This is a genomic window from Pseudomonadota bacterium (assembly GCA_039193195.1).
Classification (GTDB): Bacteria; Pseudomonadota; Gammaproteobacteria; order Steroidobacterales; family JBCBZW01; genus JBCBZW01.
The window spans coordinates 23,870-49,437 of record JBCCWS010000010.1 but is presented as its reverse complement, the minus strand read 5'-3'; the positions used below and the strand labels follow the sequence as shown (position 1 = coordinate 49,437).

Genomic DNA, 25,568 nt, shown 5'->3' with positions numbered 1-25,568 from the left:
GAGCCGCGCAAGACGCGGGCGGTGTGAGCAGATTGGCGCCGCTAGTGGGCCGCTTCCACTACCATGCGCACTAGGTGCGCCAAGGAGGTTGCCCGCATTTTCTCCATTACCCGAGCACGATGGATTTCCACCGTGCGCTGACTCACGTCGAGCTCGTAGGCGATCACCTTGTTCGCCTTACCGGCGACGACGAGATCGAGCACCTCGCGCTCTCGGGCCGTGAGTTGCGTTAGACGCGCTGCCGTCGCCTGGTGCTGGGCTAGGAGCTCACGGTTCTCCGCATCCTTGCGCAAAGCCTCGTTGATACGATCGAGCAAATCCTGATCGCGCAGGGGCTTCTGTAGGAAGTCGACCGCGCCGCCGCGCATGGCCTGCACGGCCATGGGCACATCGCCATGGCCAGTCATGAAGATGATCGGCAGGATAGCCCGCCGCTCGACCAACACTTCCTGTAAGTCGAGGCCGCTCATCTGCGGCATTCGAATATCGAGCACCAGGCACCCGGGACCGTCGTCGTAGGCCTCCAGGAACTGTGGCGCACTCTCAAAGCCCTTCACCCGATAGCCCATCGAGCGGATGAGCATAGTCAAGGAGTCTCTTACAGGCGCATCGTCGTCGACCACATAGACACATGGGCCGTCCACAAGCTCCTGGTCGTCACTTATCTGGCGCATGTCCGCACTCATTTGTCCTTCTCGCCATCTTCCGCGACGGCCGGCAAGATGAAGCTCACCGTCGCCCCGCAACCAGAGATGTTGTTCGCAAACCGCAATGCACCCCCGTGGGCGCGAATGATCGACTGGGAGATCGCCAGGCCCAGTCCCGTGCCCTCTTGCTTGGTCGTAAAGAACGGCGTGCAGAGCTGCTCCAGGGCATCCTCTGGCAGGCCCGAGCCGGCGTCGACGACCAACACCTGCACGTCACGGCTCTCCGTCAAGCACGTGCGAATCTCGATCTCCGCGCCAGGAGCGGCGCAGGGCATGGCGTCGATCGCGTTGCGCACGAGGTTTAGCAGCACCTGCTGAATCTGCACGTGATCTACGTTGACCAGTGGCAGGGGGGTTAGCAGGTTCAGTCGCAGGGCGATGTCGGCGGCGCGCGCGTCCGGTTCGGCGAGCGTGATTAGCTCACGCACCAGCTGGTTGCAGTCGGTCTCGGCCCGCTTGGTCTCGCCGTGACGAACCATCTCGCGCATGCGCGCGATCACATCGCCCGCACGCAAAGCCTGCACTGTGATGTTCTCCAACGCCTGCCCCAGATCCGAACCATCCACGCTCGGCATGCGCTTAGCGGCCTGCGAATACGCAGCGATCGCCGTCAGTGGCTGGTTGAGCTCGTGGGCGAGCCCCGAGGCCATCTCGCCTAGCGTGCTTAGGCGCCCCACGTGAGTGAGGCGCTCGCGGGCCTGCCGAGCCTCTTCCTCCGCGCGCCTCGCGTCCGTGATGTCGTGCAGGGCACCGGTTAGGCGCAGCCCCTTGGGCGTGCCTGGCATGGGGCTAACCGTCGCCATCACCCGCACCGAGCGCACCTCGCCGCTCGGGCGCTCGATGCGGTACTCGATATCTGCGTATTGGCGGCCAGCCGCTGCCACCTTCAGGGCCTTGTCTAGGCGATCGACATCATCGGGGTGGACGAGCTCACGGAACATCAGCTCGGCGACGCCATCGCCGAGAGAGACGGGTAAGCCTAGGATCTTCAGTAGCTGGGTAGAGCGAATCTGATCGCCACGGGTTGGCAGCGCCACATCGAAGGTGCCGATGCGGGCAATCTCCTGCGCCGAGCGCAGGGCAGCTTCGCTACGCCTTAGCGCACGCGCAGCAGCTTGCTGTTCGCTTAGGTCGTGGATGATGCCGACGTAACGAGTACCGTCGGGCATGACGGCCTTGCCCACCGATAGTTTCACGGGGAACGTATGTCCGTCCCGCCGACGTGCCTTGACCTCGCGACCGGTCCCGATGATACGGGCCTCGCCGGTGGTCTCGTAGTTGCTCATGTAGTCATCGTGACGGCTCGCATCGTGGCTTGCCATCAGCACCGACACGTTGCGCCCGGCCACCTCATCCTGGCTATAGCCAAACATGCGCGTGGCCGCAGGATTGAATTCCTCGATGTTGCCAGCCGAGTCGATCACTACGATCGCATCAACGGCTGCCTCAAGGCATGCCCTGAATTTGAAGTCGTCCGCCGCAGCGGCCACTACGCGCGATGGCGGCGGATGGATGCTACTCGTACTAGACAAAGCGAGTGCCCCGCGTCCTATTTCTGCTGTTGCACCAGATTATCGGTCCCCGCCGCGCCTAGCGTCCCTAGGTATTTTCCGCTGTGGGACGGGGGTCGGACGCAGCGCCGAGGGGCTTTGTTGGCACCGCAACACAAGCCCCTCGTTAGCTCATAAGTTATTGTTTTTGCATCTCCAACTCGATAATAACGGTCATCGCATCAGCGACTGCAGGAGCGTACTTACCCAAATCGAAGTCAGAGCGATTGACGACGGCACGCAGCGACACCCCAACCGTCGGCTTCTTGTTGAACGGGTGCAGATCTGCCTTGTTCACCCGCCCGCCGACCAACACTTCCTTGGTAATGCCCTTAATCGTCAGATCGCCGACCACGTTGATCGCCGCCGGGCTAGTCGGCTGCTGCTCGATGCGCTTGGCGACGAAGGTGATCTGTGGGTGCTCGGCCGTCTGGAAGAAGTCCTCGCCCTGCAGATGCTCGTTGAAACGCTCCACGCCGCTGTTGATGCTGGCCGCATCGATGGTGACTTGCAGCGTACTGTTCGTGAAGTCCTCCGTGTCGAGCTCGAGAGCCACATTGAAATCGTCCACCCGCAACATCGGGTTGGAGAACCCCAGGTGCGTGTAGGTGAAGTGAATGTAGCCGTGAGCCGGGTCGACCGCGTAGGTGCCCGCTGGCACCGCGGAGAGATCCAGAGCAAAACCGTTGCTGGCGCACAAGAACAGGGCGGTACTGGCGGCAAGCGCACGCAGTGAAGCGCGGGGATTGATCATCGTCGGGTCCTCCTGATTTCGGATGAAGGTGTAGGGTGGGGCGGCGCGCGCGTCCACGGAAGATGCAGTGGAGCGGGATCGTCACCAGCTGATCCGTGCGCTCACCAGCTTCGCAAGATAGCATCTGCGCGCGCGAAGCGTTAGCCGCTCCGCGCCTTGGACTCACCCCAACGCGACAAGCAAATGAGCAATCTTTTCAGTGCCTTCCGTAGTGTCTGGGCAAATCGTGGTGGCGAGACGTTGCTGACCACAGAGGACGCAACGCTGTGTTTCGCCGACATCGACAATCGCGCGGCGGCCCTGGCTGGAGCCCTGGTGCGCCTCGCCGAGCCAGCACCGGGCGAGGTGCTAATGGCCGTGGTGGAGAAGTCCGTCGACGCCCTGGCCCTGTACCTCGCCTGCCTGCGCTTAGGCGTGGTGTTCCTCCCGGCCAACCCTGCCTACACGGCTCGCGAGCTCGCCCACCTCGCCAGCGACAGCCAACCGGCAGTCCTGGTCTGCGACCCCAAGGGCGTAGCCGTGGGCGAGCGGTTGCAGGCCAGCACCGAATCGCTGCGCCTTGTGGCCAGCCTCGGAACGGACGGGTCGGGCACACTGGCTCGAGCAGCGCAGGACGCTAGCCCGGTCAACCGCATCGCGCCCTGCGCGGGCGCTGCGACGGCCGCGCTCCTCTACACATCGGGCACCACGGGTGCCCCCAAGGGCGTGCCGCTCAGCCACGACAACCTGCTGAGCAATGCGCGCGCGCTGGTCGCTGCATGGTCCTTCAGTCACCGAGACGAGCTGGTCCACGCCCTGCCCATATTCCACGTCCACGGGCTCTTCGTAGCGCTGCACTGTGCCCTACTGGGGGGCGCTCGCGTGCGCTACCTAAGGAGCTTCGACGCTGAAAGGGTACGCGACGCCCTGGCCCAGGCGACCGTGCTCATGGGCGTTCCCACCTACTACGCACGCCTGCTCAAGATGGAGAGCTTCACCCGCGCGCATTGCGCCAAGGTACGCCTGTTCATCAGCGGCTCAGCACCACTTACCCCGAAGCTATTTCACGCCTTCGAGGCACGCACGGGCCATCGGATTCTCGAGCGCTACGGCATGACCGAAACGGGCATGCTGGCGAGCAACCCCCTGCACGGCGAGCGCCGGGCAGGCAGCGTCGGCTACGCCCTGCCCGGCGTGCGTATACGGATCACGGACGAGACCGGCCAGACGCTTCCAAGCGACGTCCCTGGCATGGTCGAGGTGCGCGGGCCGGGCGTGTTCGCAGGCTACCGAAATCGCCCGGACGTGAACGCCCGCGAGTTGACCGCTGACGGCTGGTTCCGCACGGGCGATGTGGGCGCACTCGCCGCAGACGGTCGCTTGACCCTAGCCGGGCGTGCTCGCGACCTGATCATCAGCGGTGGCTACAACATCTACCCGGCCGAGCTGGAGGCCTGTCTGGACGCGCTCGAGGGCGTCCAGGAGTCAGCGGTGATCGGAGTACCCCACGAAGATCTAGGCGAAGCGGTGGTGGCCGTGATAGTGCCGAGCGCGCCAGCGGCGCCGCCGACACCGCAGGCCCTAAAGACCGTGCTGAGCGACCGCCTCGCCAGATACAAGCAACCTCGCCACATCGAAATCGTCGACGCCTTACCACGTAACACGATGGGAAAGGTGCGTAAGCAAGTTTTGCGGGACACGTTGGCCAATCACTTCGCGGGCAGAAGAACCTGAGCACCCCGGGGCCAGGGACGCCGCAGGGACGTTGGCTCATGGTGGCCTGCGCGACCTACGCGATCATCTTGGTGCTCGTCGCTATCGCGGTCACAGTAGAGCTCGCGCCCGCCACGCCCCTCGACCGGTTCCTCCGCCATGGGTGGGCGGCGGGCGGACTCGGTGCGATCTACGCAGGGGTAGCGACGGGTGCGGTGCCCGCACCCTACCGCTTGACGTTTCCAGCCATCGCAGCGCTGCTCAATCTGCTTTCCATTCAGACGGCCGTGCCCCTCGCCTCTGCTGGGGTACTGATCGGTTTGCCCTTCGCGGCGAGCCTCACCGCCGCCTCTGCCGCTTGGGCGGCACTGTTCGCGTGGGTCACCTGCGCCTGGCTGCGATGGCCGGTCAGCGGCTTGCGCCTGATCGTCGGCGCGGCAATCGGCGGGGCCGGCGCCTTCGGCGCGTTCGCGTGGCTGCGGGAGCTCACCTCTGCCTACGCCCCGCTCACCGCTCAGCTCGCGATCTACTGGGGCCTTTGGATGACGCTCACCACTGCACCACTCGCCCTAGCACTGCGCTCGAGGGGTGACCAGCTCAGCCCAGCACCTTGAGCACCAGTTCGATCTCTACCCGTACCTCGTCGGCAACTTCGCTGGTGTCGCGCCACTCACCCTGGCCAACGCCGAAGTCCAAACGGTTCAGCAGCACGCTGCCCGTGAGCTTGGCGCGCGCGCCGCTCGACGGATCGAAATTGAAGCGCATGGTGACCTCGCGGGTCTCGCCGCGCAGGGTCAGGTTGGCGCGGGCGCGGTAGCCACCGTCGTCATCGGCTTCGATGGCCACCGTCTCGAAGGTGGCCGTGGGAAACTTGCGCGAGTAGAAAAAATCGCGCGATTGCAGATACTCGTCTCGATCGCGGCTGCGACTGTCGGCGGAGCGCACGTCCACCTCGGACGCGATGCGTCCGGCCTCGGGTGCCGCAGGATCGAAGGCGACCTCGGCGCTAAAGGTCTTGAAGCGCCCCGTGAAGGCCGCACCCTGCTGCTCGCCGACAAAGCGCAGCTCACTGCCCTTTGCCACGAGCTCGTAGCTCACGGGCTGCGCGCACGCAGCGGACGACGTGAACATGGCGAGAACCGTTAGCACCCCAAACAGGCACTCAAGTAAAGCTAATACGGTGTAGCGTCTACGGACCAAAACGTCATGACCTCAATTTGATGAAGGGGAGCATGCTGAGCAGCACGTTGTCGCGGCGAACCCAGTGGTGGAATGCCGCTGCGAACAGATGCGCTCCCAGTAGAAGGAAAAGCGCGTAAGCCAGCAGGCGATGGGCCCATTCGAACACGACCTCGAGCGTCTCACTCGGCGGCACGAGGTCGGGCAGGGTAAACCAGCCGAAGTAGCTCACACTGAACGCGGCGGCCGAAGAGTAGCACCACCCGGCGAGGGGCATCGCCAGCGTGACCACGTAGAGCGCCACGTGCGCGCCGTGCGCCAGCAGACGCTCACGCGCCGACATGCTCGAGGGCAGCGCCGGGGGCGGCGTAATCGATCGCCACACCAAACGCAGGGCCGAGGCGATGAACACGGTCATGCCAAGCGATTTGTGGAGCGCGTATGCGGAGAACTTATCCGGCCCGAGACTCATGGCCATCATTTGGTAGGCCAAGGGGATCTGCAGCAAGATCAGCGCGGCAACGCCCCAATGGAATAGGCGAGATATAGCATGAAACTTCGATCGCGGTTCGGCATCACGGCCGCTCATTCGGTACTCCTCCTCACACAGGCAGCCCCGCAGCGTGCTGCCACGAGCGCCGCAGTGTACACAAGCGCCACGCCCGCGCCTGCCCACCGTGGGCTTGGCGGATGTGCGCTCGCCGCGCTGCTGGTCGCCGGATGCGTCGGCACGGTAGACCAGGGCCCATCGCTCGACGGGGCACCCGTCGCAAAGGCTCGCCAGGCCCCCTCGAGCGGCGCTGAGCGCTTCAACGTGGTCCCTGGGGAATCCGATGTGGAAATCCACGTCTTTCGAGACGGGCGTTTAGCCCGCCTAGGCCACAACCATGTCATCGCTTCCACCGCCGTCGAAGGAGAACTCTGGCTGGCCGAACCCATCGAGGCGTCAGTCGTAGAGCTCGTCATCCAAAAGGACTCACTCGTGGTGGACGACCCCGACCGTCGACTCGCCGCTGGGGGAGAGTTCGCCACGGAGCCCACGGCCGATGCGATCGCTGGCACGCAGGAGAACATGCTCGGCCCCGATCTACTCGACGCCGCCCGCTTCCCGGCGATCACGGTGCGCACGGTGGACCTGCAGGGCGAGTGGCCGGACTTTACGCTGCAAGCACAAGTCGTTGTGGGCGACATCCCTCGTCCGCTCAGCCTGCCCCTGAAGGTGCACCGAGACGGGGCAAAGCTGGTGGCGCAAGGCGATCTCACCGTTTCCCATGAACAGTTGGGCCTCGCGCCCTTCAGCGTAATGCTTGGCGCGCTACGCGTTCGCGAAGAGCTGCACATGTACTATTCGATCGTGGCAGCACCCAGCGACGGCTGAGCACCGAAACCGCAACAAGAAACGCATCGAAGTAGGACGGAATACGACCGACACGCTCGCGCAGGGCGCAAGCTTGTTACGTCGCCCAGTAGCTGTCCGTACATCTTCCGGAGCAGATGCGATTGAACACATGTGCTTGCTTATGCGTTTGTTCGCAAGCGCTAGGACTGCTAATCTTTGCTTTTCCAACTATTCCCCTAATTCGAAGAACGCATGCCCAAAAAGAACTCCCGCCGCCAGCAGTCGCTGGTGGGCGACGAAGCCTACAATCTCGAGCGCTTGACGGCTTACCGATACGCGATACTTTACAAACTGATGAGCCGATACTCGGCCAGCTTTTTGAGTGATCGATTCAACCTGAGCATGGCCGAGTGGCGCATTCTCGGGCAGCTCGCCTACAACGGCAGCAGCACGGTTGCAGAGCTCGCTCAGCGAACGCTCACGGACAAAGCGCAGATCTCTCGTTCCGTGCAGGCGCTCGCTGACCGAGGCCTGGTGCTGCGCGAAGCCCACGAATCGGACGCGCGCCGCGTGGTGCTCACCCTGTCCAAACGTGGCGTCGACCACGTGAAGAAGGTCTATCCTCATCGCGACGGCTTCAACGATGAGCTGATGGCTCAGCTCTCTCAGCAAGAGCGCAAGAGCCTGAACAGCGCCATCGACAAGCTGCGCCGCTACCTGGAGCACGAGCTCGGCGACGAGCAGTAGTCGAGCGCTCACGCCGCACTCCATCCGCTAGACGCCCGCCGGGCCGCGCATTTGCGCGGCCCGTTCGTGCTGGCAACCCTGCGGCGCTCCGGCTACCCTCGCGGCAACGTTCCGAAACCGCGAGATCTCCAAGACTATGGCCCGCCCTCCCCGTCTGTTTGATTACCAACACGATGGCTTGACGATGGACGCGCATCTCGTCTCGCCCTCAGACACCCGCACGCCGCGTCCCGCGGTGCTTATCGCCCACGCCTGGGGTGGGCGCAGTGAGTTTGAAGAGGAGCGCGCCCAAGCCATCGCCGAGCTCGGCTACGTGGGCATCGCAATCGATGTCTATGGCAAGGGCACGCGCGGTAGCAATGCCGACGAGAACGCGGCGCTCATGCAGCCGCTCCTCGACAATCGCCAGCGGCTGCAAGCCCGTCTACACGCGGCCTTGGCGGCGGCGCGAAACGAGGAGGAGGTGGATGAGGGTCGCATAGCTGCGATCGGATACTGCTTCGGCGGGCTATGCGTTCTCGATCTAGCGCGCTCGGGAGCGGACCTGGCGGGCGTGGTCAGCCTGCATGGCCTGTTCCACCCGCCTGGGCAGCTAGGTCTGCCGCCGAAGATCACCGCCAAGATTCTTGTGCTCCATGGCTACGATGATCCTATGGCGCCGCCGGAGGTGATGGTCGGACTGGCCGGAGAGCTCACGCAAGCAAAGGCGGACTGGCAGATCCACGCGTACGGCCACACCTTGCACAGCTTTAGCAAGCCCGGCGCCAACGACCCGACCGCCGGCATCGCCTACAGCGCGGACGCTGAACGCCGCTCGTGGGACAGTCTCCAGTCGTTCCTCGGGGAGCTCTTTCCTTGAGTCACTACCGCTCGAGCTTCCTGCAGGTGCTTGAAGCACGTGGTCTGATCCACCAGCTCAGCGCACCCGCGGCCCTGGACGAGGCACTCGGCGCACCTGGCGAGCGCGTGGTCAGCGCCTACATCGGCTTTGACTGCACAGCACCGAGCCTGCATGCCGGCAGCCTGGTACAGATCATGCTGCTGCGTTGGCTACAGCGCTGCGGACACCGACCGATCGTCCTCATGGGCGGCGGCACGACGCGCGTCGGTGATCCGTCGGGCAAGGACGAGGCACGTAAGCTGCTCGACGAAGAGCAGATCGCAGCCAACCTGGCGGGCATTCGCGAGGTATTCGCTCGCTACCTCACCTTCGGCGATGGCCCCACTGACGCGGTGATGGTGAACAACGCCGACTGGCTGCTCGACCTCGACTACATCGACTTCCTACGCGACTACGGGCGCCACTTCTCCGTAAACCGCATGTTGACGATGGACTCGGTGAAGCTGCGTCTGTCGCGCGAGGAGAGCTCCCTCTCCTTCCTAGAATTCAATTACATGATTTTGCAAGCTTACGACTTCGTGGAGTTGCACCGCCGCTACGATGTGTCCCTGCAGATGGGCGGCTCTGACCAGTGGGGCAACATCGTGACGGGGATCGATCTGGGGCGCCGAGTTCAGGGCGCCCAGCTTTACGCGCTGACCACGCCGCTGCTCACCACCGCCTCCGGCGCGAAGATGGGGAAGACGGCGAGCGGCGCGGTCTGGCTAAACCCACAAATGCTCTCGCCGTATGAGTTCTGGCAGTACTGGCGCAACACCGAGGATGCCGACGTCGGCCGCTTCCTCCGCCTGTTTACGGAGCTATCCATCGAAGAGATCGAGCACCTGTCCGCTCTCCAAGGCGCCCAAATCAATGAAGCGAAGAAGCGCCTAGCGACGGAGATCACCGCGCTTGCCCACGGCCCGGAGGCGGCACGCCAGGCCGCGCAAACAGCAGCGCAGGCCTTCGAGCAAGGTAGCGCTGCCCAAGGCCTTCCCACCGTAGTCGTGGAGCTCGCCCAACTGGAGGGAGATGGCCTTGGCATCCTCGATGCGCTGCGCCAGGCGGGCCTCGCCAACTCGAACAGCGAAGCGCGACGCCTAGTCACCGGTAGAGCGATCAAGGTCAACGATGAGCCTATCGCCGATCCCACCGCCCGCCTGGACACGAGCCGCCTGGATAGCAACGGGGTGATCAAACTGAGTGCAGGTCGCAAGCGCCACGCGCTGTTGAAGCCGCAGTAGGACGATGCGCTTACGCTTTCGCCTGCGCTACGCCGCCCTCGGTCTGATCCTGTTACCGTGCCTGCTCGCTGCGGGCGTGCTCTGGATGGCAGGCGGCCTACAGGCGGCCCAGAGCTTCGAAGCACCAACCGCACAGCTCGGGGACCTAGCGCCCGAGGCGTCCAGTTCGCCACAAACACTGCGCCTGCTGATCTGGAATATCGCCTGGGGCTACGGCGAGGGGTCGACGGGCGCCGGATCAAAGAGGGCGCAGTCGCACTTCGAGCAGACGATGGCCGCGATGGGGGCCGTGGTGCGCGACGCTGGCGCCGACATCGTGTTACTGCAGGAGGTCGACTTCGACGCCACGCGCAGCTATCACCAGGACCAGGCGCAGGCTATCGCCCTTGCCGCCGGTTTGCCGTACGTAGCGCGCGGGGTGAGCTGGCGCGCCAACTGGGTGCCCTTTCCCTACTGGCCGCCCGCCGATCACTTCGGTCGCATGTCCTCCGGTGGTGCCATCCTCAGCCGCTTCGCCTTAAGCGAGCATCGCATGGAGCTTTTTCCGAAGCCGGAAAGAAACCCTCTGCACTACAACTTGTTCTACCTGTTCCGCTACGCCCAGCAGGTCACTGCGGCCACACCCTTCGGCGAGGTGCAACTGGTGAACTTGCACCTCGAGGCCTACGACGGAGTCAATCGCGTGCGGCAGGCCAAGATGCTGGCCGACCGTCTGCGCGGCGAACTGCCAGCGCTCACGGTGCTAGCAGGCGACTTAAACGCCATACCGCCGGAGGCGCCCGTACAAGCAGGCTTCGTCGACGCACCGGACACGAGTTTCCTCGGCGATGAAACCTTGCAAATGCTGCGCAGTATCGGCGGGCTTCGTGACGTCGTCGCCGCGCGGGACTATCGCATCAACCCGAGTGCCTACTACACCTTCCCCGCCAGCGATCCCTCCCGCACGCTCGATCACGCACTGGTCGGCGCTGGCTTCGAGGTGCGCGAGGCGCGCGTCTATCAAAAAGCCGGTCAGCTGAGTGACCATCTGCCGCTGCTGGTCACGCTCGCCCCAGCAGGTTCACGCTGAACGGCGGGTTGGTCGGAAGCGCAACGACAGGCAGCTCAGTCCGCCATCCACCTTCTCGAACTCGCTCATGGCGAGGGTGATAATGGGCAGCGTCAAGGCATCTCGGACCCGCGCAAGCGTGCGCGCAAACCCCTCCGCCACCAGCAGAGTCTCGTTGACCCACAAGGCGTTGGCCGCGTACATCTCCTCCTCCGGCACCAGTACCCGCGTGAACGGCGCGAAGGCCGGATGCGAGGCAAGTGCCTCGGTGATCAGCAGGTGTCCATGCTCGAGGTAACTTACACTGCTCTTTAGGTGGAGCCCGTCCGCCAGCGCAACCGTGCTCGCCTCGTAGCCCCAACGATTGAGTATCGCCCCAAGCTGCCGCGCGCCTTCGCCATTCGTGCGCCCCGAGAGGCCAATGTAGTAGTGATCACGCACCATCATCACATCGCCGGCATCCAGGGTACCGGGCGCCTCGATGGCGTAGATCTCATCGAAGTAACCCTCGATCGCGGACCTATTCAGGGCGGCCTCCGAGCGCCGCGATGGCGCTCCCGGCCGCGTGGTCACGGCGCCGCGCGGGGTGAGCAGCGCCGTATCCTCAACGAAAGGACTGTCCGGAAACTCCGGCGCGGGCCCCAAGCTACGTACCTCCACCCCACAGCGTGCCAGGGCGTCTACGTACGCTTGATGCTGACGGGCGGCCAGGGCGGGATCGGGCTCTCCCAAGGCCGAACTCGTCGTAAGCGCCTGCGTCAGGCTGGCATTCGGCGGGCGAACGATCGCGTGCGTGAACATGCAGTGGTGACCTTCGGAGCGAAATCCGATTAGCCTAGCGCAAGTGTGGCTCGCATCGAGAGCCCCAGGGGCACGACCAACGTCGGAGCCATCCGCGCACGGCAACCACCCGAGGGAGATGTGCATGAACGAGCGCGAGCTGGAGAGTAGGCTCGACGCCCTAGAGAGCCGGCAGGCCTTCCAGGATGATGCCCAGAACAGTCTGAGCGATGTGCTCACCCGGCAGGGGCAGGACATCGCTGCCCTACGCCAGCAGATCGACCACTTGGCCACTCGCCTGCAAGAAGCCCTGGCAGCGAGCGCCGCGCCTGCGCAAGACGACGACGTGCCTCCCCCGCACTACTGAGCGCCGTCCGCCCCCGCGCTCAGCCAGCCTGCGCATTGCGCCAGCGCGAAGCTCTCAGTCGGTAGACACAGTGCTCGCGCAAGGGGCTGCCTGCGGGGATCGCCGGATGCTCGAAGGTCTGTCTGTCGCGCGCCATTCCCAGGCGCTCCATCACCGCTTGAGAGCGCTTGTTACCGAGCGTCGTCCAAGCCAGGATCTCCTCCAGCGCCAACTCCTCGAAACCGAAACGCAGCGCGCCTTGCGCAGCCTCGGTGGCAAAGCCCTGCCCCCAGTGCGCCGGCAGCAGGCGCCAGCCGATCTCGATACAGGGGTCGTAGGGCGTGCGGTGTCGCGGCGGGGTGATACCAACAAAGCCAACGAGTTCGCCCGTGTCGACGCGCTCGGTGGCCCAGAGCCCCCAGCCGCGTGCAGCGATGCCATCGAACAGGCGCTGCCACACGGCGCGACTCTGTTCGGGGGTGAGGGTGGAGGGGTAGTGGGCCATCACCTGTTGGTTCTCACCCATCGCGATCACCACGGCGCGATCCTCTTCTCGCCACTGGCGCATGAGCAGACGCGGAGTGCGCAGGACGATGGGCGTGGGACTCATGATCGGTATGCCGTGGTGTCGTTCACTTTGGCATAGTAGCCGTCGTGATCGCCCCTGAGGAGCCTCAACCTATGAGCACGTCATCGATCAGCCCCCAAGCCATCGCGGCAGAACTTGAAGACACCTGGTCGCCGCGAGTTGTCGCCGCCTTCGATGAGCACTACGTGAAGGTAGCGCGCTTGCATGGCACCTTCACCTGGCACTGCCACGAGGACGAAGACGAGCTGTTCTACGTCTTGAGCGGGTGCCTGACGATCGAGCTGGAGGATCGGACGGTGGTACTGAAGCCAGGCGATCTCTACGTGGTCCCGCGCGGGGTCATGCACAACCCCATCGCCGAAGAGGAATGCCAAGTGATGTTGATCGAGCGGCGCTCAACCCTGCACACGGGCGGTAAGGTCACGGCGCAGACTCGCTCGCTCGAGGAGCAGCTTCCCTGAGCTCAGGTATCGTCCGGGCGCAGGAGCTCCATCGGTGTCAAGCACTCGGACGGCCCCGTTCCCCAACCCCGTGCGCCGTCGACGTAGGCTTGGTGTTCCCCCACCTGTCGCATGTGGGACATGAAGTCGAGAAAGAAGTCTCGATCCCAGAGCAAGCGGGCGGTGAAGACATCGTTAGTTGCCGCGAGACTGCTGTCCCCGTGAAGGGCGAGACGCTCATCGTTGGCGCGTTTGCCGCGTGCGCGAACAGCTTCCACGGCCTGCTCATCGCCCAAGCGCTTCGCTGCCACCGCAAGCACTGCGCGACCGAGCGACTGGGTCCACATGGTCCCCCCCTCTACCTCCAGACGCTGCCCGAAGCCAAAGCACGCGTGATCCAGGCGCGGCGACTCGATCATGCGGCAGGCCTCGATGACTCTGACCGGCGATGGCAGATCCTCCAAAGCGAATCCGAAGCCCGCGACAGAGCGCATGGGAAAGCTGATCCCGGCGGCGCCCATCACCCGCTCCATCAGCAGCGCGCGGTCGATGTAGTAGTCACGAAAGGCCGGCGCCTGTGCCGCCCGCTCCATCGCCTCCACCACGCACGGCGCTTCTTCGCGTTTGGCACAGCTCATGCCGATCAGCGCCCAGCTCAGGCCGTTGTCACCATCGAACTCCGCAAGGCGGCGCTCCGCATCAGGTAAATCGCAATCGGGCAGCGATGGATGCTGTGTACACAGATTCAGGAGCGAGGACAGGTACATGGGGTTGGTCGTGTCGACCGCGAGCGCCTTGCCCAAACGCTCAATCCGCTCGCTCGGCGCCATGTGGTCGGGTCGATGCCCAAACCCACCTCCGGCCACGTACAGCGCCTCCGGATCAGTGCTGCCCTCAAGCTGATCAGGCCAGCGATCGAGATCACCCATCAGCGTGTCCTGAGTGGCGAGAAAGAACGATAGGCTTCGCCCTATCGCATCACGCAAGCGCGCCTGAATCCCCCTAGCGCGAGTGCAGTCCGCCGCCTCTGGGGCCAGGGACACACCGACCGCCTGGGACGCGCCCTCAGCGGCTTCCGGTTCCTGCCTCATGATCGAGGCCACCGGCACCGTGGGCTGTACGCTGAGCCCATCGCCCACACTCCCAAACCAGCCGATGAGCCCTAGCAGCAGCACCAGCAACACGACGATCGACAAGACGAACTTCCGCAACGCACACAACCCAATCAGGCACAGCAAGACCTTTAGCTTACTCTGGAGGACCAGACCTTTCGATACGTCATCGGCTCGCGACGCGACTGCCTAGTGGACTTGACGCGGCCGAAGGCCTCACGCTTAGGACCCACGCCACCTTTCGATCGCCATCGACACGGAGAGAACGCTTGAGCGCTCGAGGCAATTCGCGATGCCACCACGCCGGGTCGACGACGGCCGCCGTGTTGGCGACCTTGCTCCTGAGCGGCGCGGCCTGCGCAGGCGACGAATCGCCCGCCTGGCGCTGGCAGAACGTGGCGCGAGTAATCGCCTTCGGCGACGTACACGGCGACTACGATGCCCTGCGTACGCTGCTCGCCTTTGCGGAGATCATCGACGGAGACGATCACTGGATCGGCGGTGATACGCACCTGGTGAGCCTTGGCGACCTCCTCGATCGCGGCCCCGACTCGCGACGGGTAATGGACCTGCTAATGCGCCTGGAGGGCGAAGCGGGCGCCGCTGGTGGCCACGTGCATGTGCTGATAGGCAACCACGAGCAGATGAATCTAACGGGCGACCTGCGCTACGTGGCCAAGGAAGAGTATGCGGCCTTTGCGGGGCCTGAGGACGAGGCCCTTCGCGAGGCCGCCCTGAAGCGCACCCGCGGCGCCAAGCACGACGAGGCGGTCATCCGCAAACGTCCTGCAGGTTTCTTCGCCCACCGCGCCGCATTCTCCCCCCGAGGTGCCTACGGCCGCTGGCTGCTCGAGAAGCCGATTATCGCCGTCATCAACGACACAGCCTTCGTCCACGGCGGCCTTTACCCACAAGCCGCAGCGATACCGGCCAAGCAGTGGGTGCCGGCGCTAAATGCGACACTGCGCGAAGCGACCGAACTGCGTGCCGAGAAATCCCTACAGCGCGCCGACCTTCTCGATCAGAACGTGGTGGACCTCGGCACGCCTAAGGGTCTCGCTAGCCTTCCGCCGTCAGCCAAATCCCTGCGCCCCAACCTGCAGCGCGTCGCCAGCGCCGAGCTGTTCGGCGCCACGGGCCCTCTATGGTACCGGGGCAATGCGGCCTGCCACCCGGCGCTCGAAGCGCTGCCGCTGCAGCGCGCGTTGGCCCAGCTTGGGGCAGCGCGGGTGGCCGTCGGCCACACGCCGCAGGCAGACCATCGGATACGATCGCGCTTGAATGGACGGGTCTTACTCCTCGACACAGGCATGCTCAAGCGCTACTACGGCGGCCAGCCCAGGGCGCTGCTGCTGGTGCAGGGCGAAGCACCGCGAGTCCTCTCCCCGGACGGCCAGCAGCAAACCGTCGTCGCCGACGCGCCCGCCGTACTTGGCGGCCAAGACGCGGAACGCCTCGACCAACTGTTCGAGCGCGGCATCCTCAGGGAAGCGAACGGGCCGGGTGGCGCCACCCTAACGTTGGACGGGGCGCAGGCGAAGGTCGAGGTGCTCGACCTCGGCAACCGGGCGCGGCGTCGCGTGCTCGCCGCGCACCGGATCGACCGGCAGCTCGGCCTCGGGTTCGTGCCCCTGGTGGCCGAGCGAGGTGAGGGTCGGGACGGGGTAGTGCTGCGCCTGAACGAGGGCGAGTGGCTGACCGAACCGGCTCGCAAGCAAGCCAAACGCATCGTGCCGAACTACTGCGGCGCGGGCCATCCGTTCGCCCTGATTCGCTTGTTCGACGCACTCATCGGTCACCAGCGACGCGCACAGGAGATCGCCTACTCGGTGCCCGGCTACGCGATCCGCCTCACGGGCCATGACGACGCGTTCGCCGCCAGCAGCAGCAACGAGGTGGCCGCGCCGGACATGCCGGCCGATGTCGCCATCGCGTTGCTTGAGCGAGTGGATGAGACCTTCCAAGAGGAGGTGCTCAGCATCCTGTTGAGCCGACCGCAGCTGCGTGCCCTCGAGGCTCGCCGCAGCGCCCTCCTCGGTCACTATCGGAGACGCTGACAGATGCGCCGCCTAAGCCGCACCGCAGGGCCGATCTTCCTCATTACCTGCTATTACGTCGTCTTGCTCTCGCTGGTGTGGGCCGTGACTCAATACGCAGAGTGGGCACCGTGGCTGCCCTTCGGAGGCTTGGACACCCTGGCCGCGAGTGGCGCAGACGCCTTCGAGGTCGTCGCCTCAAGCCTCGCCCGGGGCTTCGATGCACTTCGCCTGGCCGTCGCCATTGCCGGCGCAACCTTAGTCATGTTGCCAGTCTCTTGGGTCTACTTCATGACCACGAAACCGAAAAAGCTGGACCAGTCCTTCGTGTTCACCATCGTCATGCTGCCGATCGTCGTCGCCGGCACGGCGATGATCGTGGCCAACAGCTTAGCCCTCGCTTTCAGCTTGGCGGGTATCTTCGCCGCCGTGCGCTTTCGCTTCACCCTGGAGGACCCCGTGCACTCGCTCTACATCTTCCTCGCGATCGTGGTGGGGCTCGGTGCCGGCGTCGCCGCCCTCGGCGTGGGCATCGTTACATCGATTGCCTTCGTCTACGTGGCGCTTGGGCTGTGGATCACCGAGTACGGCTCAGACCCATCCTCGCGACTGCAGAACTTCCTGTCCGGTCGCGATGCACGCGATGAGGAGTTGTAGGCGCATGCGCCTGTCCCTAACGCTGCTTATCGGCCTCGCGACGATAGGTGTCTGCGCCCGTGCGAACCCGCCACAAGCCACCGACACGGTGCAGGCGCGCTTGGGCACCGAGGCGCCGGTTCAGTGGAAACTGCCCGAGGGCCTGCGTGAGGTATCGGGGCTGGCCTTAGATGAGCGACAGCGGCTGTTCGCCATCGACGATGAACGCGCCGTGGTGTACGAGATCGATTACCGTGACGGCAGCCTGCGCCGGCGCTTTGCGGTGGGCGACCCGGCGTTGCGCGGCGACTTCGAAGGGCTAGCTGCCGTGGGCGATACGCTCTACGCCCTCACCAGCGATGGCATCCTGCTGCGCTTTGCACCGGTCGCGGACGGTGCCAAGGCCGTCGGCGCGCGCCGCGACACCGGCCTAGGTAAGCACTGCGAGTTCGAAGGTCTCGCCTACGACCGTCGCGGCGATGCCCTGCTCCTGGCCTGCAAGCGCGTGCTGGAACGGGGGCGAAAGCGCGAAGTCCGCCTGTACCGCTGGTCCCTCGGCGGCGACGATCTCACCAGCTTGCGCATCGACGAGGATATACTCGCCGCCGCCGTTGACGCCGAGGACTTCCAGCCCTCAGCCGTGGCCATCGACAGGGCGGACGGCAGCCTGTGGTTGCTGGCCGCGCGCCAACGGGCCGTCGCCCGCCTACGCACCGCGGACGGGTCCGACCAGTTGACCCTGATCGAAGCGCAGCAGCTGCCCTTTGCGTCCCTGCACCGTCAGAGCGAGGGGCTGGCGATCGGCGAGAACGGACTAGTCATGATCGCCGATGAGGGCGGGAAGAAACGGGGCCGACTGGCACGCTATGGCCAACGCTAAACAGCATCTGATCCTGGTCCACGGCCGCGGACGCAAGCCTTCTCGCGAAGAACTCCAACCGCTCTGGCATCAAGCCTTGCGCCGGGGCATCGAGCGCGATCATCCCAAGCAGCTACCCAAGCTCGACGCGCTCGCCACGAGCTTCGTGTACTACGGCGACTTACTTCAGCCCGTGCTCGATGAGCTCGGGCGCACCTGCGACCCGCAGCTCGACCTGGCCGACCTGCAGACCGCCCTCGCCGAACTTGCGGCCCTCGATAGCACCAAGCAGTTCCGCAGTCAGCACTACTACCGCATGAAGCGTCGCTCCGGGAAGAGCAAGCTACTGGCCAACCTCACCGCACCGTTCGCCAATACCCTGCGAGCCGAAGATCCCTTCATTGGCAAGATGGCACCGGAGCTGCTCGCCTATCGACGCGATCAGAGCTTCGCCTCAGAGGTTCGCGAGCGCCTGCTCACAGTGCTACGCCCGGCGCTTGAGAACGGCGAGGACACGCTGCTGCTCGCCCACTGCATGGGCAGCGTGGTCGCCTTCGAGTGCCTGTGGCTACTCTCCCACCGCGACCCTGCGCCCCAACACAAGCTCAAGGTGCTGCTCACGGTGGGATCGCCGCTGGCCAGCGATGCCGTGCGCAAAGGCATGCTCGGCGCCACGCGCAGGGTGCAGGAGCGCTATCCGCGCAACGTTACCCATTGGTTCAACGTGGCGGCCGAAGACGACTATGTGTGCCACGACATGACCGTGGCAAACGACTTCGACCCCATGCTGGGAAACCGCTATATCAGCCGCCTGGAGGACTTCGGCGTCTTCAATCTTGCCAGACGCTACGGCCGCCCGAACCCACACAACGCCCTCGGCTACCTGATCCATCCGCGCACCGCTACCCTGGTGGCAGACTGGCTTAAGGGCGCTACTCGCGGCAGCGCCGTTTGATTTTGCGCTCGAGCTGAACGGGCGCGAGCAACACCTCCGCGTAGAAATCGTCGACGAACTTATCCGCCATCATGCGCGAGGCTTTCGGCAGCGCGAAGAGCTCTGCAGCCCGCGCCACCTCCGCCATCAGCTCCTCGCGAGCGGCGACGTACTGGGCGATCGCGCCGTCGAGATACTGCGGATCGCGACAGAAGCCCCGAAACAGGCGCTGGCGCACGCTACGAATGCCCAAGCTGCGCCTCGGCTTGGCTTCGGGCTTGTTGACCAGTCCCGACATATCAAAGTCATAAGGTACAGGCAGATAGTGACTGTCGCGCTTCAGGGCGATCGCATTGTGGCAACAGTCCTCACCCGGCTCGCCGGCCACGATCGAGTAGTCCGTATTGCCGATCAGAAATTGAAACAGATCCACTCGGGAGGCCACCTCGGGATCGAGCTCGGCTCTCGAAATCCGCTCCACTTCTGCCACCGGCCAGCCGAGGCGCGCCGCTAGCCGTCGCTTGTGCTCGATCACAAAGGCACCATGCTCATGCTCGCGGCCCGTGCGCGCATCCACGTAGGCAACCCGCAGGGGGCGGACGAGGAAGCTCACCTCCGTGAGGCGATTGAGTATGCGATAGGCGAGGTACTCAAGGGCCACATGAGCGCGTGCGTTGCGGCTGCGCTTGCCCATACTGACGCAGTGAGTCACCAGTTTGAGCTTGTTCTGGTGGGCGAAGACCGTGTCCGCAACCGCACCCTTCGGCAGATCCAAGCGTAGGGGTGGAAAGTCGCAGAGCCTGCGACGGCTGTGTCCCCGCGGGCGGAGCTTGGCATCGAGCACCAGGACTTCGCCTCGGCCCTCGTCGACCTTCACGGTGACGGGGTGATCGCGCGGCTCATCCGTGTTGCGCTCCAACGCGCGTAAATCCAACGTCAGGGACAGCGCCAGGGGCTCGTCGCTGAGGAAGAGCGGGTCCGGCGCCGCGCCTGCGCCAACGGCCGTGCTACTGGCGAGCAGCGCCGCGACTGCGGCAGTGGCGAGCTGAAAGCATCTCTCGGATCGGGCCCTAGCGGTCACTGGGCGAGCGCCTCCTTCAGCGGTCGACCTCTCAGCATGGGCGCCGCGCACATGGACGGCTAGGATGCCCCAAGCAAAGATGCAGCGCGAGTCTCCAGCGGCAGCCCTCACGCGCGGTAAAGCAAGGCTCTACTGCACCACGCGCGGGTCCGCCATCCCTCTCGGCAGCAGCGTTCCCAGTGAGAATTTGTGGGCGTAGTAGCGCTTGCGCCAATCCGGGTGAAGCACGTCGAGCAGCAGCGCTTCTTGGGCACCCAAGGGGTAGAACACCAGGCGCCTATGCCGGGCCAAGTCGAGGCGGGTAAGCTCGCTCGCCAGCTGCGCCTTCAGTTGGGTCAGCGCCTGAGCGTAGGAAACGACATCCGCCAGCTTGCGGAAGGCCTCGGAAGGGGTGTGTCTGTGCGCAGCCTCGCGGGCCACGAGAAGCTCCGTATACCGCGCGACGCCCTCTTGCCAGAGTTGAAAGTCGAAGTAGCGATAGTCTGCCGGCGTCATCGCCTCACGTAGCCTCTCTCGGGCATCGACCACTGTCTTGGCAACGTCGACCGGGTTGCCATCGGCTGCGTTCACTACTGCCTTGGCAACGACCGCACGGTAGCGATCGAGCGCCTGCGCAATGCGTCTATCCTCATAGGCAAAGCGATAGTTGAGCTGCCACATGCCGCTATCATCTCCCCCGCTCAAGTCCAGCTTCTCGACTGCTGTGAAGTAGCCTTCGCCGCTGAACTGCCACTGGTGAAAGCGCTCGTGGAGAAGGGTCAACACCCACTGCGTCGACGACTTGCCGGTGCGCTCTGGGGTCCCCACCACCACGGTGTTCACGCTGTCAAAGGCGGGAAAGGTGGCGAGAATCTCCGGCGAGAATCTTCCGCTGGCAGGGCGATGCAGGACATCGCCAGCGAGCAGCGGATCGTGCCCCAACGGTTGGAACTCGCCTGCGGGCGGAGATGGGTGTCGAACGAGGAACTCGTCCTCGTCGGTCACCAGCAGCACGGCGAAGGGCACCTCGTCCCAGCCGGGCCAAAGATCCGCAAGGGCCGCTGCTAGCGCAAAGGCCTCGGCCAATCGCACCCGGTCCTTCGCACGCAAGGCTGGCGTGGGCGTCGCTCCAGCGGCGCCACAGATCACCCCCACCATGAGCGACAGGGCCACTAGACGAACGATCCCTGCACGCACCTGCATCTCCTCTGAAGTACCTGGCGATCAGATGTCACGACACCGCGGAAGGGTTGCGACCGATCGTCGCCTTGTCGCACCGCTGCTAGCATGGCCATGCAGGCCCCGCGGACCGTGTTAGAGGCCGATATGACAGAACGTGGCTGGATACGACGCAGTGAGGGATCCCGAGAGTGCATGGAGGCGTTCTTCTACGGCAACGCCTACGCACCTCATCGCCACGATACCTACACCTTCGCCGTCACCACCCGCGGCGTGCAAAGCTTCAACTACCGAGGCGCCCTGCGCCACTCGTCTCCGGGCGGCATCATCGTCCTACACCCCGATGAGCTCCACGATGGCCAAGCCGGCACCGACGAGGGGTTTGGTTACCAGTCCATCTGCATCGCGCCAGGCGACCTACAGCACGTTCTGGGCGGACGCCCCTTGCCCTTCATTCGAGGTGGCGTGAGCGACGATCGGCGCTTGCGGGCAGTGCTGGCGACGCTCCTCGGTGAGCTGGATCATCCCCTCGAGGCAGCTGAGTACGATGACACCCTCTACGATCTAGCCCAGCTACTAGCTCACCTCGGCGACCGCACGACACCGGCAGCGGAGGTGATTCCGGCCAGCGATGTGAGCGCCGTCGCGCGCGCGCGAGACTACATTGACACGCACCTTATCGACGGCTTTGAGCTAGCTACGCTGGAACAGGTTACGGGGCAGAGTCGCTGGCAGCTCTCCCGCGATTTCCGCGCTCTGCTCGGCACCAGCCCCTACCGCTACCTGGTGATGCGACGCCTCGATCTAGCGCGCCAGCGACTCCTCACGGGTGAGCGACTGGCCGACATCGCCCACGCCTGCGGTTTTGCCGACCAGAGCCATTTCAACCGTCACTTCAAGAAAACCTACGGTCAGGCGCCTAAGCGCTGGGCGAGCTCCGTCCACAGCGCCCCCTGAGGCGAGAGCCGCGCACGATCGTTCAATACCTGCGCCGGGCCGCGCGGACAGACTGACGAGATGACGAGCACTAGTCCCCTCACCGCGCGGCAGCTGGCCCTGATCGAATTCCTCGGTATCGTGATCATCGGGCATTTGGTCAAGGCTGCGCTCGACCAGCTCATCTGGCGCTACTCCGGCCCCATCGCCCTAGCCCTGACGCTCAGCGTGTTCGTCCCATACCTGCGCTGGCGTGGAGCATCGTTCGCGGACCTAGGGCTCGTCGCCGTCACCAAGCGCAGGCAGTGGCTGCTTTTGCTCCCGCAGACCCTGCTCGCCTTCTTGCTGATTCCCGCCTCCGGGGCGGGCATCGCCTTCGCCGGCGAGTCGCTCGGCTTCGCGTTCATGGCGGCTGACCCTACGGGACCGCAAATGCGTTTCGGCGATCTAGAAGGCAACACGCCGCTGTACCTGAGCTGGATACCCATCCTGTGGTTCGCAGGCCCAGCAGAGGAGCTCTACTTCCGCGGCATCATGATCCACCAGCTGGGCAAGGGCCTCGGCCCCACACGCCTAGGCACCGCTTTGACGCTGTTCGTGCCGGCCCTTGTGTTCGGTGTGGGCCACCTGTACTACCAGGGCCCGCGCGGGTTGATCACGACCGGGGTCATCGGTCTCACGCTCGGCATCCTTTACCTCGCCTATCGCCGCAATCTGTGGCCCCTGATGATCGCCCACGCGGCCTTCAACACGCTGACCTTTACGGCGATGTACAAGAACTGGGACGTGTAGCGGCGTCAACTTGAGCTGTCGTCAGAGCCATGGGAGATGAGGAGATCCTCTCACACGGGCGCATTCACACCAACAGCACGAGGCCGACAACGGCCCCAGTCAAGGCGGTCGCCAGGGTGCCGCCCACGATACTCTTGATGCCCAACTCGATGATTTCCACGCGGCGCTCGGGCACCAGGCTGGCCAAACCACCGATCGAAATCCCTAGGCTACCTAGATTAGCGAATCCGCACAGGGCGTACGTGAGGATGAGGCGGCTGCGCGCAGAGAGTTCCGAGTCGCTCAGAGCAGCCAGATCGAGGTACGCCAAAAACTCGTTTAGCACGACCTTCTTACCGAGCAATGCGCCTCCCGTGAGTGCCTCCTCCCAGGGCAATCCGATCGCCAATGCCAGCGGTGCCATTAGCGCGCCCAGCACTCGCTCCAGGCTGATCGGCCCGCCGGCGACATCTGGCAGCAGGCCTAGGGCGCCATTGACCAGCGCGGCACTCGCGACAAACACAAACAACATGGACACCACGCCAATGTACAGTTGAACCCCACTCTGGGTGCCCACGGTGAGCGCGTCGATGCTGCTCGCCGCCTCGAAGGGCTCCTCCGCAGAAGCTGGCGTGGCGGGACCCTCTAGGGGCACCATTAGATACGCGATCATGATGGCGGCAGGCATGCTGATCAGCGAGGCAGTCAGCAGGTGCCCTGGCGCGTCGGGAATGACCGGTGCCAGCACCGTGGAGTAGAGCGCGAACATGGTGCCAGCGATCGTCGCCATGCCCGCACACATCACGGCGAACAACTCGCCGCGGCTCAAACGCGCCAGGTAGCCGCGCACGAAAAGTGGCGCCTCGATCATTCCAACGAAAACGTTAGCTGCCGTCGCTACGCCTACGGCACCGCCCACACCCAGGGTGCGCTCGAGGGCCCAACCGAAGGCCTGCACGATGGCGGGCAGCACGCGCCAGTAGGACAGCAGCGCCGTCCAAGCGCTGATGAACAGCAAGATGGGCATGATGCGAAAGGCAAGTACGAGGCTCGAGCCTGGCGCCGTCTCTTCGAACGGCAGCGGGGCACCGCCCAGGTAGCCGAAGACGAAGGACGCCCCCACCTCGCTCGCCCCCTGCAGGGCCAGCACGCCGTCTGCGACTACGCCGAACACGCCTGCACTGGCCGGGAACTTGAGAAACAACAGCGCTAGGGCGAACTGCAGCCCGAGCGCAGCTACTGGGAGACGCCAGCGAATAGCCCCCCGGGACTCGCTCAAGGCAAAGGCGAACGCCAACAACGCCAAGATGCCGATCACACTGTGCAGGAGACTGCCCACCTAGACGCTACTCCTGCACCAAGTACTGCAGGCGCCGCTGGCGCTCCACCTGCAGGACCAAGCCTGCCCCGGGCGGGTGACTCGCCAACTCTCGCCTCAGCTCCTCGAGGTTGTCCACGACGCGACCGTTGACGGAGTAGATGATATCGCCAGACTGCAAGGTGGTCTGCTCCGGCGTCGCGCTCGGCAGTAGCGCGCCGACCACTACGCCCACGGGGCGACGCGTCGGTGGCAGCAGCGCGCCGGTCTGCTCATCGAGATCCACCGCAAAGATAGCGAGGCGCTCGACTCGCTGCTCGTTGACCGAAGCCCCGCCACCGATACTCATCTGCCGGTCCGGGCGCTCAATAACAGGGACCAGCAGCTCCACCGTGCCGCCACCTCGCAGCACCGTGAGGCGTACGCTGCCGCCGATGGGCTTTAGGTAGACGTTGACATCGAACTGACGCGCGTTCTCCATCACCTTGCCATCGAGCGCCACCACCACATCACCGGGCAGCAGACCGGCCACCGCGGCAGGTCCACCTGGGAAGGCGTCTTCAATTACCACGCCATACGAGCGATCCAGCCCCAGCCCTCGCGCCAACGCCGGCGAAATCGTCAGCGTGTCTGCACCGATGGTCCCGCGACGCATGCGCCCATCCTCGCGGATCCGCTCGTAGATGGTCTCGACGATATTGGCGGGCGCAGCGAAACCGATTCCCTCGCTGCCTCCCGACTGAGTGAAGATAGACGTATTGATACCGGCCACACGCCCCTGCAAGTCAACCAGGGGTCCCCCGCTGTTGCCGGGATTGATCGCTGCATCCGTCTGCAGATAGACCATGGGTGCATCGGGAGAAAGCTGCCGCCCGACGGCGCTGATCACGCCCATCGAGATCGAGTTCTGCAAACCTCGAGGGCTGCCGAAGGCGAACACTAGCTGACCAGGGCTTAGCTCATCGGAGTCGGCGAAGGGGAGGAACGGCAGGCCCTCAGCCTGCACCTTGAGCACGGCCAGATCGGTCTCGCGATCGACGCCGACGACGCTCGCCGCGAGCAGGGCCGAGGGCGGTCGCACGATGGACCGCCCCTCCTGCTCATAGGTGCGGTCTGTCAGCGCAACCTCGATGATCTCGCCGTTCTCGATCACGTGGTAGTTGGTGACGATGTAGCCACTAGGATCCACCAGCACGCCTGAACCAGACCCGCGCTGGGGGACGAGCACGGCGCTGCCCCGGCCGGGCACGACTCGATAGCCAGAAACGAGGATCTGCACCACTGCGGGCGCGACCTGCTCGGAGAGCTCGGTGATCGACTCATTCAGCCTCCCCAGCATGCGCTGTGCCGACAGCGGCGGGGGGGCCGCCATGATGGCCACAAACAGCAAGGCAGACACGAGGCGACGGATTCGGGGCGCGACGGGCATGGC

General features: G+C 64.7%; 27 protein-coding genes. 15 read left to right on the top strand and 12 right to left on the bottom strand.

Annotated elements, in window-relative coordinates:
* Positions 1-41 precede the first annotated feature (41 nt).
* The 3 genes from AAGA68_10945 to AAGA68_10935 all read right to left on the bottom strand — a co-directional run bounded on the left by AAGA68_10945 (position 42) and on the right by AAGA68_10935 (position 3,011).
* Entirely contained in the window at positions 42-674 is a 633-nt protein-coding gene (locus tag AAGA68_10945; GenBank protein ID MEM9385569.1) for a response regulator transcription factor, read from the bottom strand.
* A gap of 8 nt (positions 675-682) precedes the next feature.
* Positions 683-2,239: a PAS domain S-box protein gene (locus tag AAGA68_10940; protein ID MEM9385568.1), complete on the bottom strand. Its 1,557-nt coding sequence runs from the start codon at positions 2,237-2,239 to the stop codon at positions 683-685.
* Between the two features lie 157 nt (positions 2,240-2,396).
* Positions 2,397-3,011, bottom strand: a complete 615-nt coding sequence (locus AAGA68_10935) for a YceI family protein (GenBank protein MEM9385567.1) — start codon at positions 3,009-3,011, stop codon at positions 2,397-2,399.
* Between the two features lie 183 nt (positions 3,012-3,194).
* On the opposite strand from AAGA68_10935, the gene AAGA68_10930 reads away from it, so the two are divergent.
* Positions 3,195-4,724, top strand: a complete 1,530-nt coding sequence (locus AAGA68_10930) for an AMP-binding protein (protein MEM9385566.1) — start codon at positions 3,195-3,197, stop codon at positions 4,722-4,724.
* A gap of 38 nt (positions 4,725-4,762) precedes the next feature.
* Positions 4,763-5,317, top strand: coding sequence for a hypothetical protein (locus AAGA68_10925; GenBank protein ID MEM9385565.1), 555 nt, complete (start codon positions 4,763-4,765; stop codon positions 5,315-5,317).
* Here AAGA68_10925 and AAGA68_10920 read toward each other — a convergent pair.
* Together AAGA68_10920 and AAGA68_10915 are read right to left on the bottom strand one after the other, a co-directional pair.
* Entirely contained in the window at positions 5,301-5,834 is a 534-nt protein-coding gene (locus AAGA68_10920; GenBank protein MEM9385564.1) for a YceI family protein, read from the bottom strand. The two genes, AAGA68_10925 and AAGA68_10920, sit on opposite strands and share 17 nt — an antisense overlap.
* A 73-nt stretch (positions 5,835-5,907) precedes the next feature.
* A complete protein-coding gene (locus AAGA68_10915; GenBank protein ID MEM9385563.1) occupies positions 5,908-6,471 on the bottom strand; it encodes a cytochrome b in 564 nt (187 codons plus the stop codon).
* 54 nt (positions 6,472-6,525) lie between these two features.
* On the opposite strand from AAGA68_10915, the gene AAGA68_10910 reads away from it, so the two are divergent.
* The 5 genes from AAGA68_10910 (at position 6,526) to AAGA68_10890 (ending at position 11,161) form a co-directional block, all read left to right on the top strand.
* Positions 6,526-7,260, top strand: a complete 735-nt coding sequence (locus tag AAGA68_10910) for a YceI family protein (GenBank protein MEM9385562.1) — start codon at positions 6,526-6,528, stop codon at positions 7,258-7,260.
* 213 nt (positions 7,261-7,473) lie between these two features.
* Positions 7,474-7,968, top strand: a complete 495-nt coding sequence (locus AAGA68_10905; GenBank protein MEM9385561.1) for a MarR family transcriptional regulator — start codon at positions 7,474-7,476, stop codon at positions 7,966-7,968.
* Between the two features lie 184 nt (positions 7,969-8,152).
* The gene (locus AAGA68_10900) at positions 8,153-8,827 is read left to right on the top strand and encodes a dienelactone hydrolase family protein (protein ID MEM9385560.1); all 675 of its coding nucleotides are present in this window, start codon (positions 8,153-8,155) and stop codon (positions 8,825-8,827) included.
* A complete protein-coding gene (gene tyrS, locus AAGA68_10895) occupies positions 8,824-10,092 on the top strand; it encodes a tyrosine--tRNA ligase (GenBank protein ID MEM9385559.1) in 1,269 nt (422 codons plus the stop codon). Before AAGA68_10900 ends, tyrS begins: the two co-directional genes overlap by 4 nt.
* A gap of 4 nt (positions 10,093-10,096) precedes the next feature.
* Entirely contained in the window at positions 10,097-11,161 is a 1,065-nt protein-coding gene (locus AAGA68_10890; protein ID MEM9385558.1) for an endonuclease/exonuclease/phosphatase family protein, read from the top strand.
* Here the strand turns inward: AAGA68_10890 and AAGA68_10885 are convergent.
* Complete coding sequence (locus tag AAGA68_10885; GenBank protein MEM9385557.1) at positions 11,153-11,941, bottom strand: N(G),N(G)-dimethylarginine dimethylaminohydrolase; 789 nt, start codon at positions 11,939-11,941, stop codon at positions 11,153-11,155. The genes AAGA68_10890 and AAGA68_10885 overlap by 9 nt on opposite strands.
* Before the next feature lie 124 nt (positions 11,942-12,065).
* Here AAGA68_10885 and AAGA68_10880 point away from each other — a divergent pair, with 124 nt between their 5' ends.
* On the top strand, positions 12,066-12,287 hold the full coding sequence (locus AAGA68_10880; GenBank protein ID MEM9385556.1) for a SlyX family protein: 222 nt from the start codon (positions 12,066-12,068) through the stop codon (positions 12,285-12,287).
* Positions 12,288-12,306: 19 nt separating this feature from the next.
* On the opposite strand, the gene AAGA68_10875 is transcribed toward AAGA68_10880, so the two are convergent.
* Complete coding sequence (locus AAGA68_10875) at positions 12,307-12,876, bottom strand: GNAT family N-acetyltransferase (GenBank protein MEM9385555.1); 570 nt, start codon at positions 12,874-12,876, stop codon at positions 12,307-12,309.
* A 71-nt stretch (positions 12,877-12,947) separates the two neighbouring features.
* Here AAGA68_10875 and AAGA68_10870 point away from each other — a divergent pair, with 71 nt between their 5' ends.
* Positions 12,948-13,316 (top strand): cupin domain-containing protein, encoded by a 369-nt coding sequence (locus tag AAGA68_10870; GenBank protein ID MEM9385554.1) that lies wholly within the window; start codon positions 12,948-12,950, stop codon positions 13,314-13,316.
* Between the two features lie 2 nt (positions 13,317-13,318).
* On the opposite strand, the gene AAGA68_10865 is transcribed toward AAGA68_10870, so the two are convergent.
* On the bottom strand, positions 13,319-14,491 hold the full coding sequence (locus AAGA68_10865) for a hypothetical protein (GenBank protein MEM9385553.1): 1,173 nt from the start codon (positions 14,489-14,491) through the stop codon (positions 13,319-13,321).
* A 185-nt stretch (positions 14,492-14,676) separates the two neighbouring features.
* Here AAGA68_10865 and AAGA68_10860 point away from each other — a divergent pair, with 185 nt between their 5' ends.
* The 4 genes from AAGA68_10860 to AAGA68_10845 are packed head-to-tail and all read left to right on the top strand — an operon-like array spanning position 14,677 to position 18,893.
* Complete coding sequence (locus tag AAGA68_10860) at positions 14,677-16,464, top strand: metallophosphoesterase (protein MEM9385552.1); 1,788 nt, start codon at positions 14,677-14,679, stop codon at positions 16,462-16,464.
* Between the two features lie 3 nt (positions 16,465-16,467).
* Positions 16,468-17,100 (top strand): DUF4956 domain-containing protein, encoded by a 633-nt coding sequence (locus AAGA68_10855; GenBank protein MEM9385551.1) that lies wholly within the window; start codon positions 16,468-16,470, stop codon positions 17,098-17,100.
* 4 nt (positions 17,101-17,104) lie between these two features.
* A complete protein-coding gene (locus AAGA68_10850) occupies positions 17,105-17,959 on the top strand; it encodes an SdiA-regulated domain-containing protein (protein MEM9385550.1) in 855 nt (284 codons plus the stop codon).
* Positions 17,946-18,893, top strand: a complete 948-nt coding sequence (locus tag AAGA68_10845) for a hypothetical protein (GenBank protein ID MEM9385549.1) — start codon at positions 17,946-17,948, stop codon at positions 18,891-18,893. Before AAGA68_10850 ends, AAGA68_10845 begins: the two co-directional genes overlap by 14 nt.
* Here the strand turns inward: AAGA68_10845 and AAGA68_10840 are convergent.
* Positions 18,871-19,953 carry a hypothetical protein gene (locus AAGA68_10840; protein ID MEM9385548.1) on the bottom strand — a complete coding sequence of 361 codons (1,083 nt, stop codon included), beginning with the start codon at positions 19,951-19,953 and terminating at the stop codon, positions 18,871-18,873. The two genes, AAGA68_10845 and AAGA68_10840, sit on opposite strands and share 23 nt — an antisense overlap.
* A gap of 129 nt (positions 19,954-20,082) precedes the next feature.
* Positions 20,083-21,129 carry a hypothetical protein gene (locus tag AAGA68_10835; protein MEM9385547.1) on the bottom strand — a complete coding sequence of 349 codons (1,047 nt, stop codon included), beginning with the start codon at positions 21,127-21,129 and terminating at the stop codon, positions 20,083-20,085.
* A gap of 129 nt (positions 21,130-21,258) precedes the next feature.
* Between AAGA68_10835 and AAGA68_10830 the strand changes: the two genes are divergently transcribed.
* Together AAGA68_10830 and AAGA68_10825 are read left to right on the top strand one after the other, a co-directional pair.
* Positions 21,259-22,068 carry an AraC family transcriptional regulator gene (locus tag AAGA68_10830; protein MEM9385546.1) on the top strand — a complete coding sequence of 270 codons (810 nt, stop codon included), beginning with the start codon at positions 21,259-21,261 and terminating at the stop codon, positions 22,066-22,068.
* Positions 22,069-22,128: 60 nt separating this feature from the next.
* Complete coding sequence (locus tag AAGA68_10825) at positions 22,129-22,839, top strand: type II CAAX endopeptidase family protein (protein ID MEM9385545.1); 711 nt, start codon at positions 22,129-22,131, stop codon at positions 22,837-22,839.
* A 64-nt stretch (positions 22,840-22,903) separates the two neighbouring features.
* Here the strand turns inward: AAGA68_10825 and AAGA68_10820 are convergent, their stop codons facing one another.
* Together AAGA68_10820 and AAGA68_10815 are read right to left on the bottom strand one after the other, a co-directional pair.
* Positions 22,904-24,157, bottom strand: a complete 1,254-nt coding sequence (locus AAGA68_10820) for a nucleoside transporter C-terminal domain-containing protein (GenBank protein MEM9385544.1) — start codon at positions 24,155-24,157, stop codon at positions 22,904-22,906.
* Between the two features lie 7 nt (positions 24,158-24,164).
* Entirely contained in the window at positions 24,165-25,565 is a 1,401-nt protein-coding gene (locus AAGA68_10815; GenBank protein ID MEM9385543.1) for a trypsin-like peptidase domain-containing protein, read from the bottom strand.
* Between the last annotated feature and the right edge of the window lie 3 nt (positions 25,566-25,568).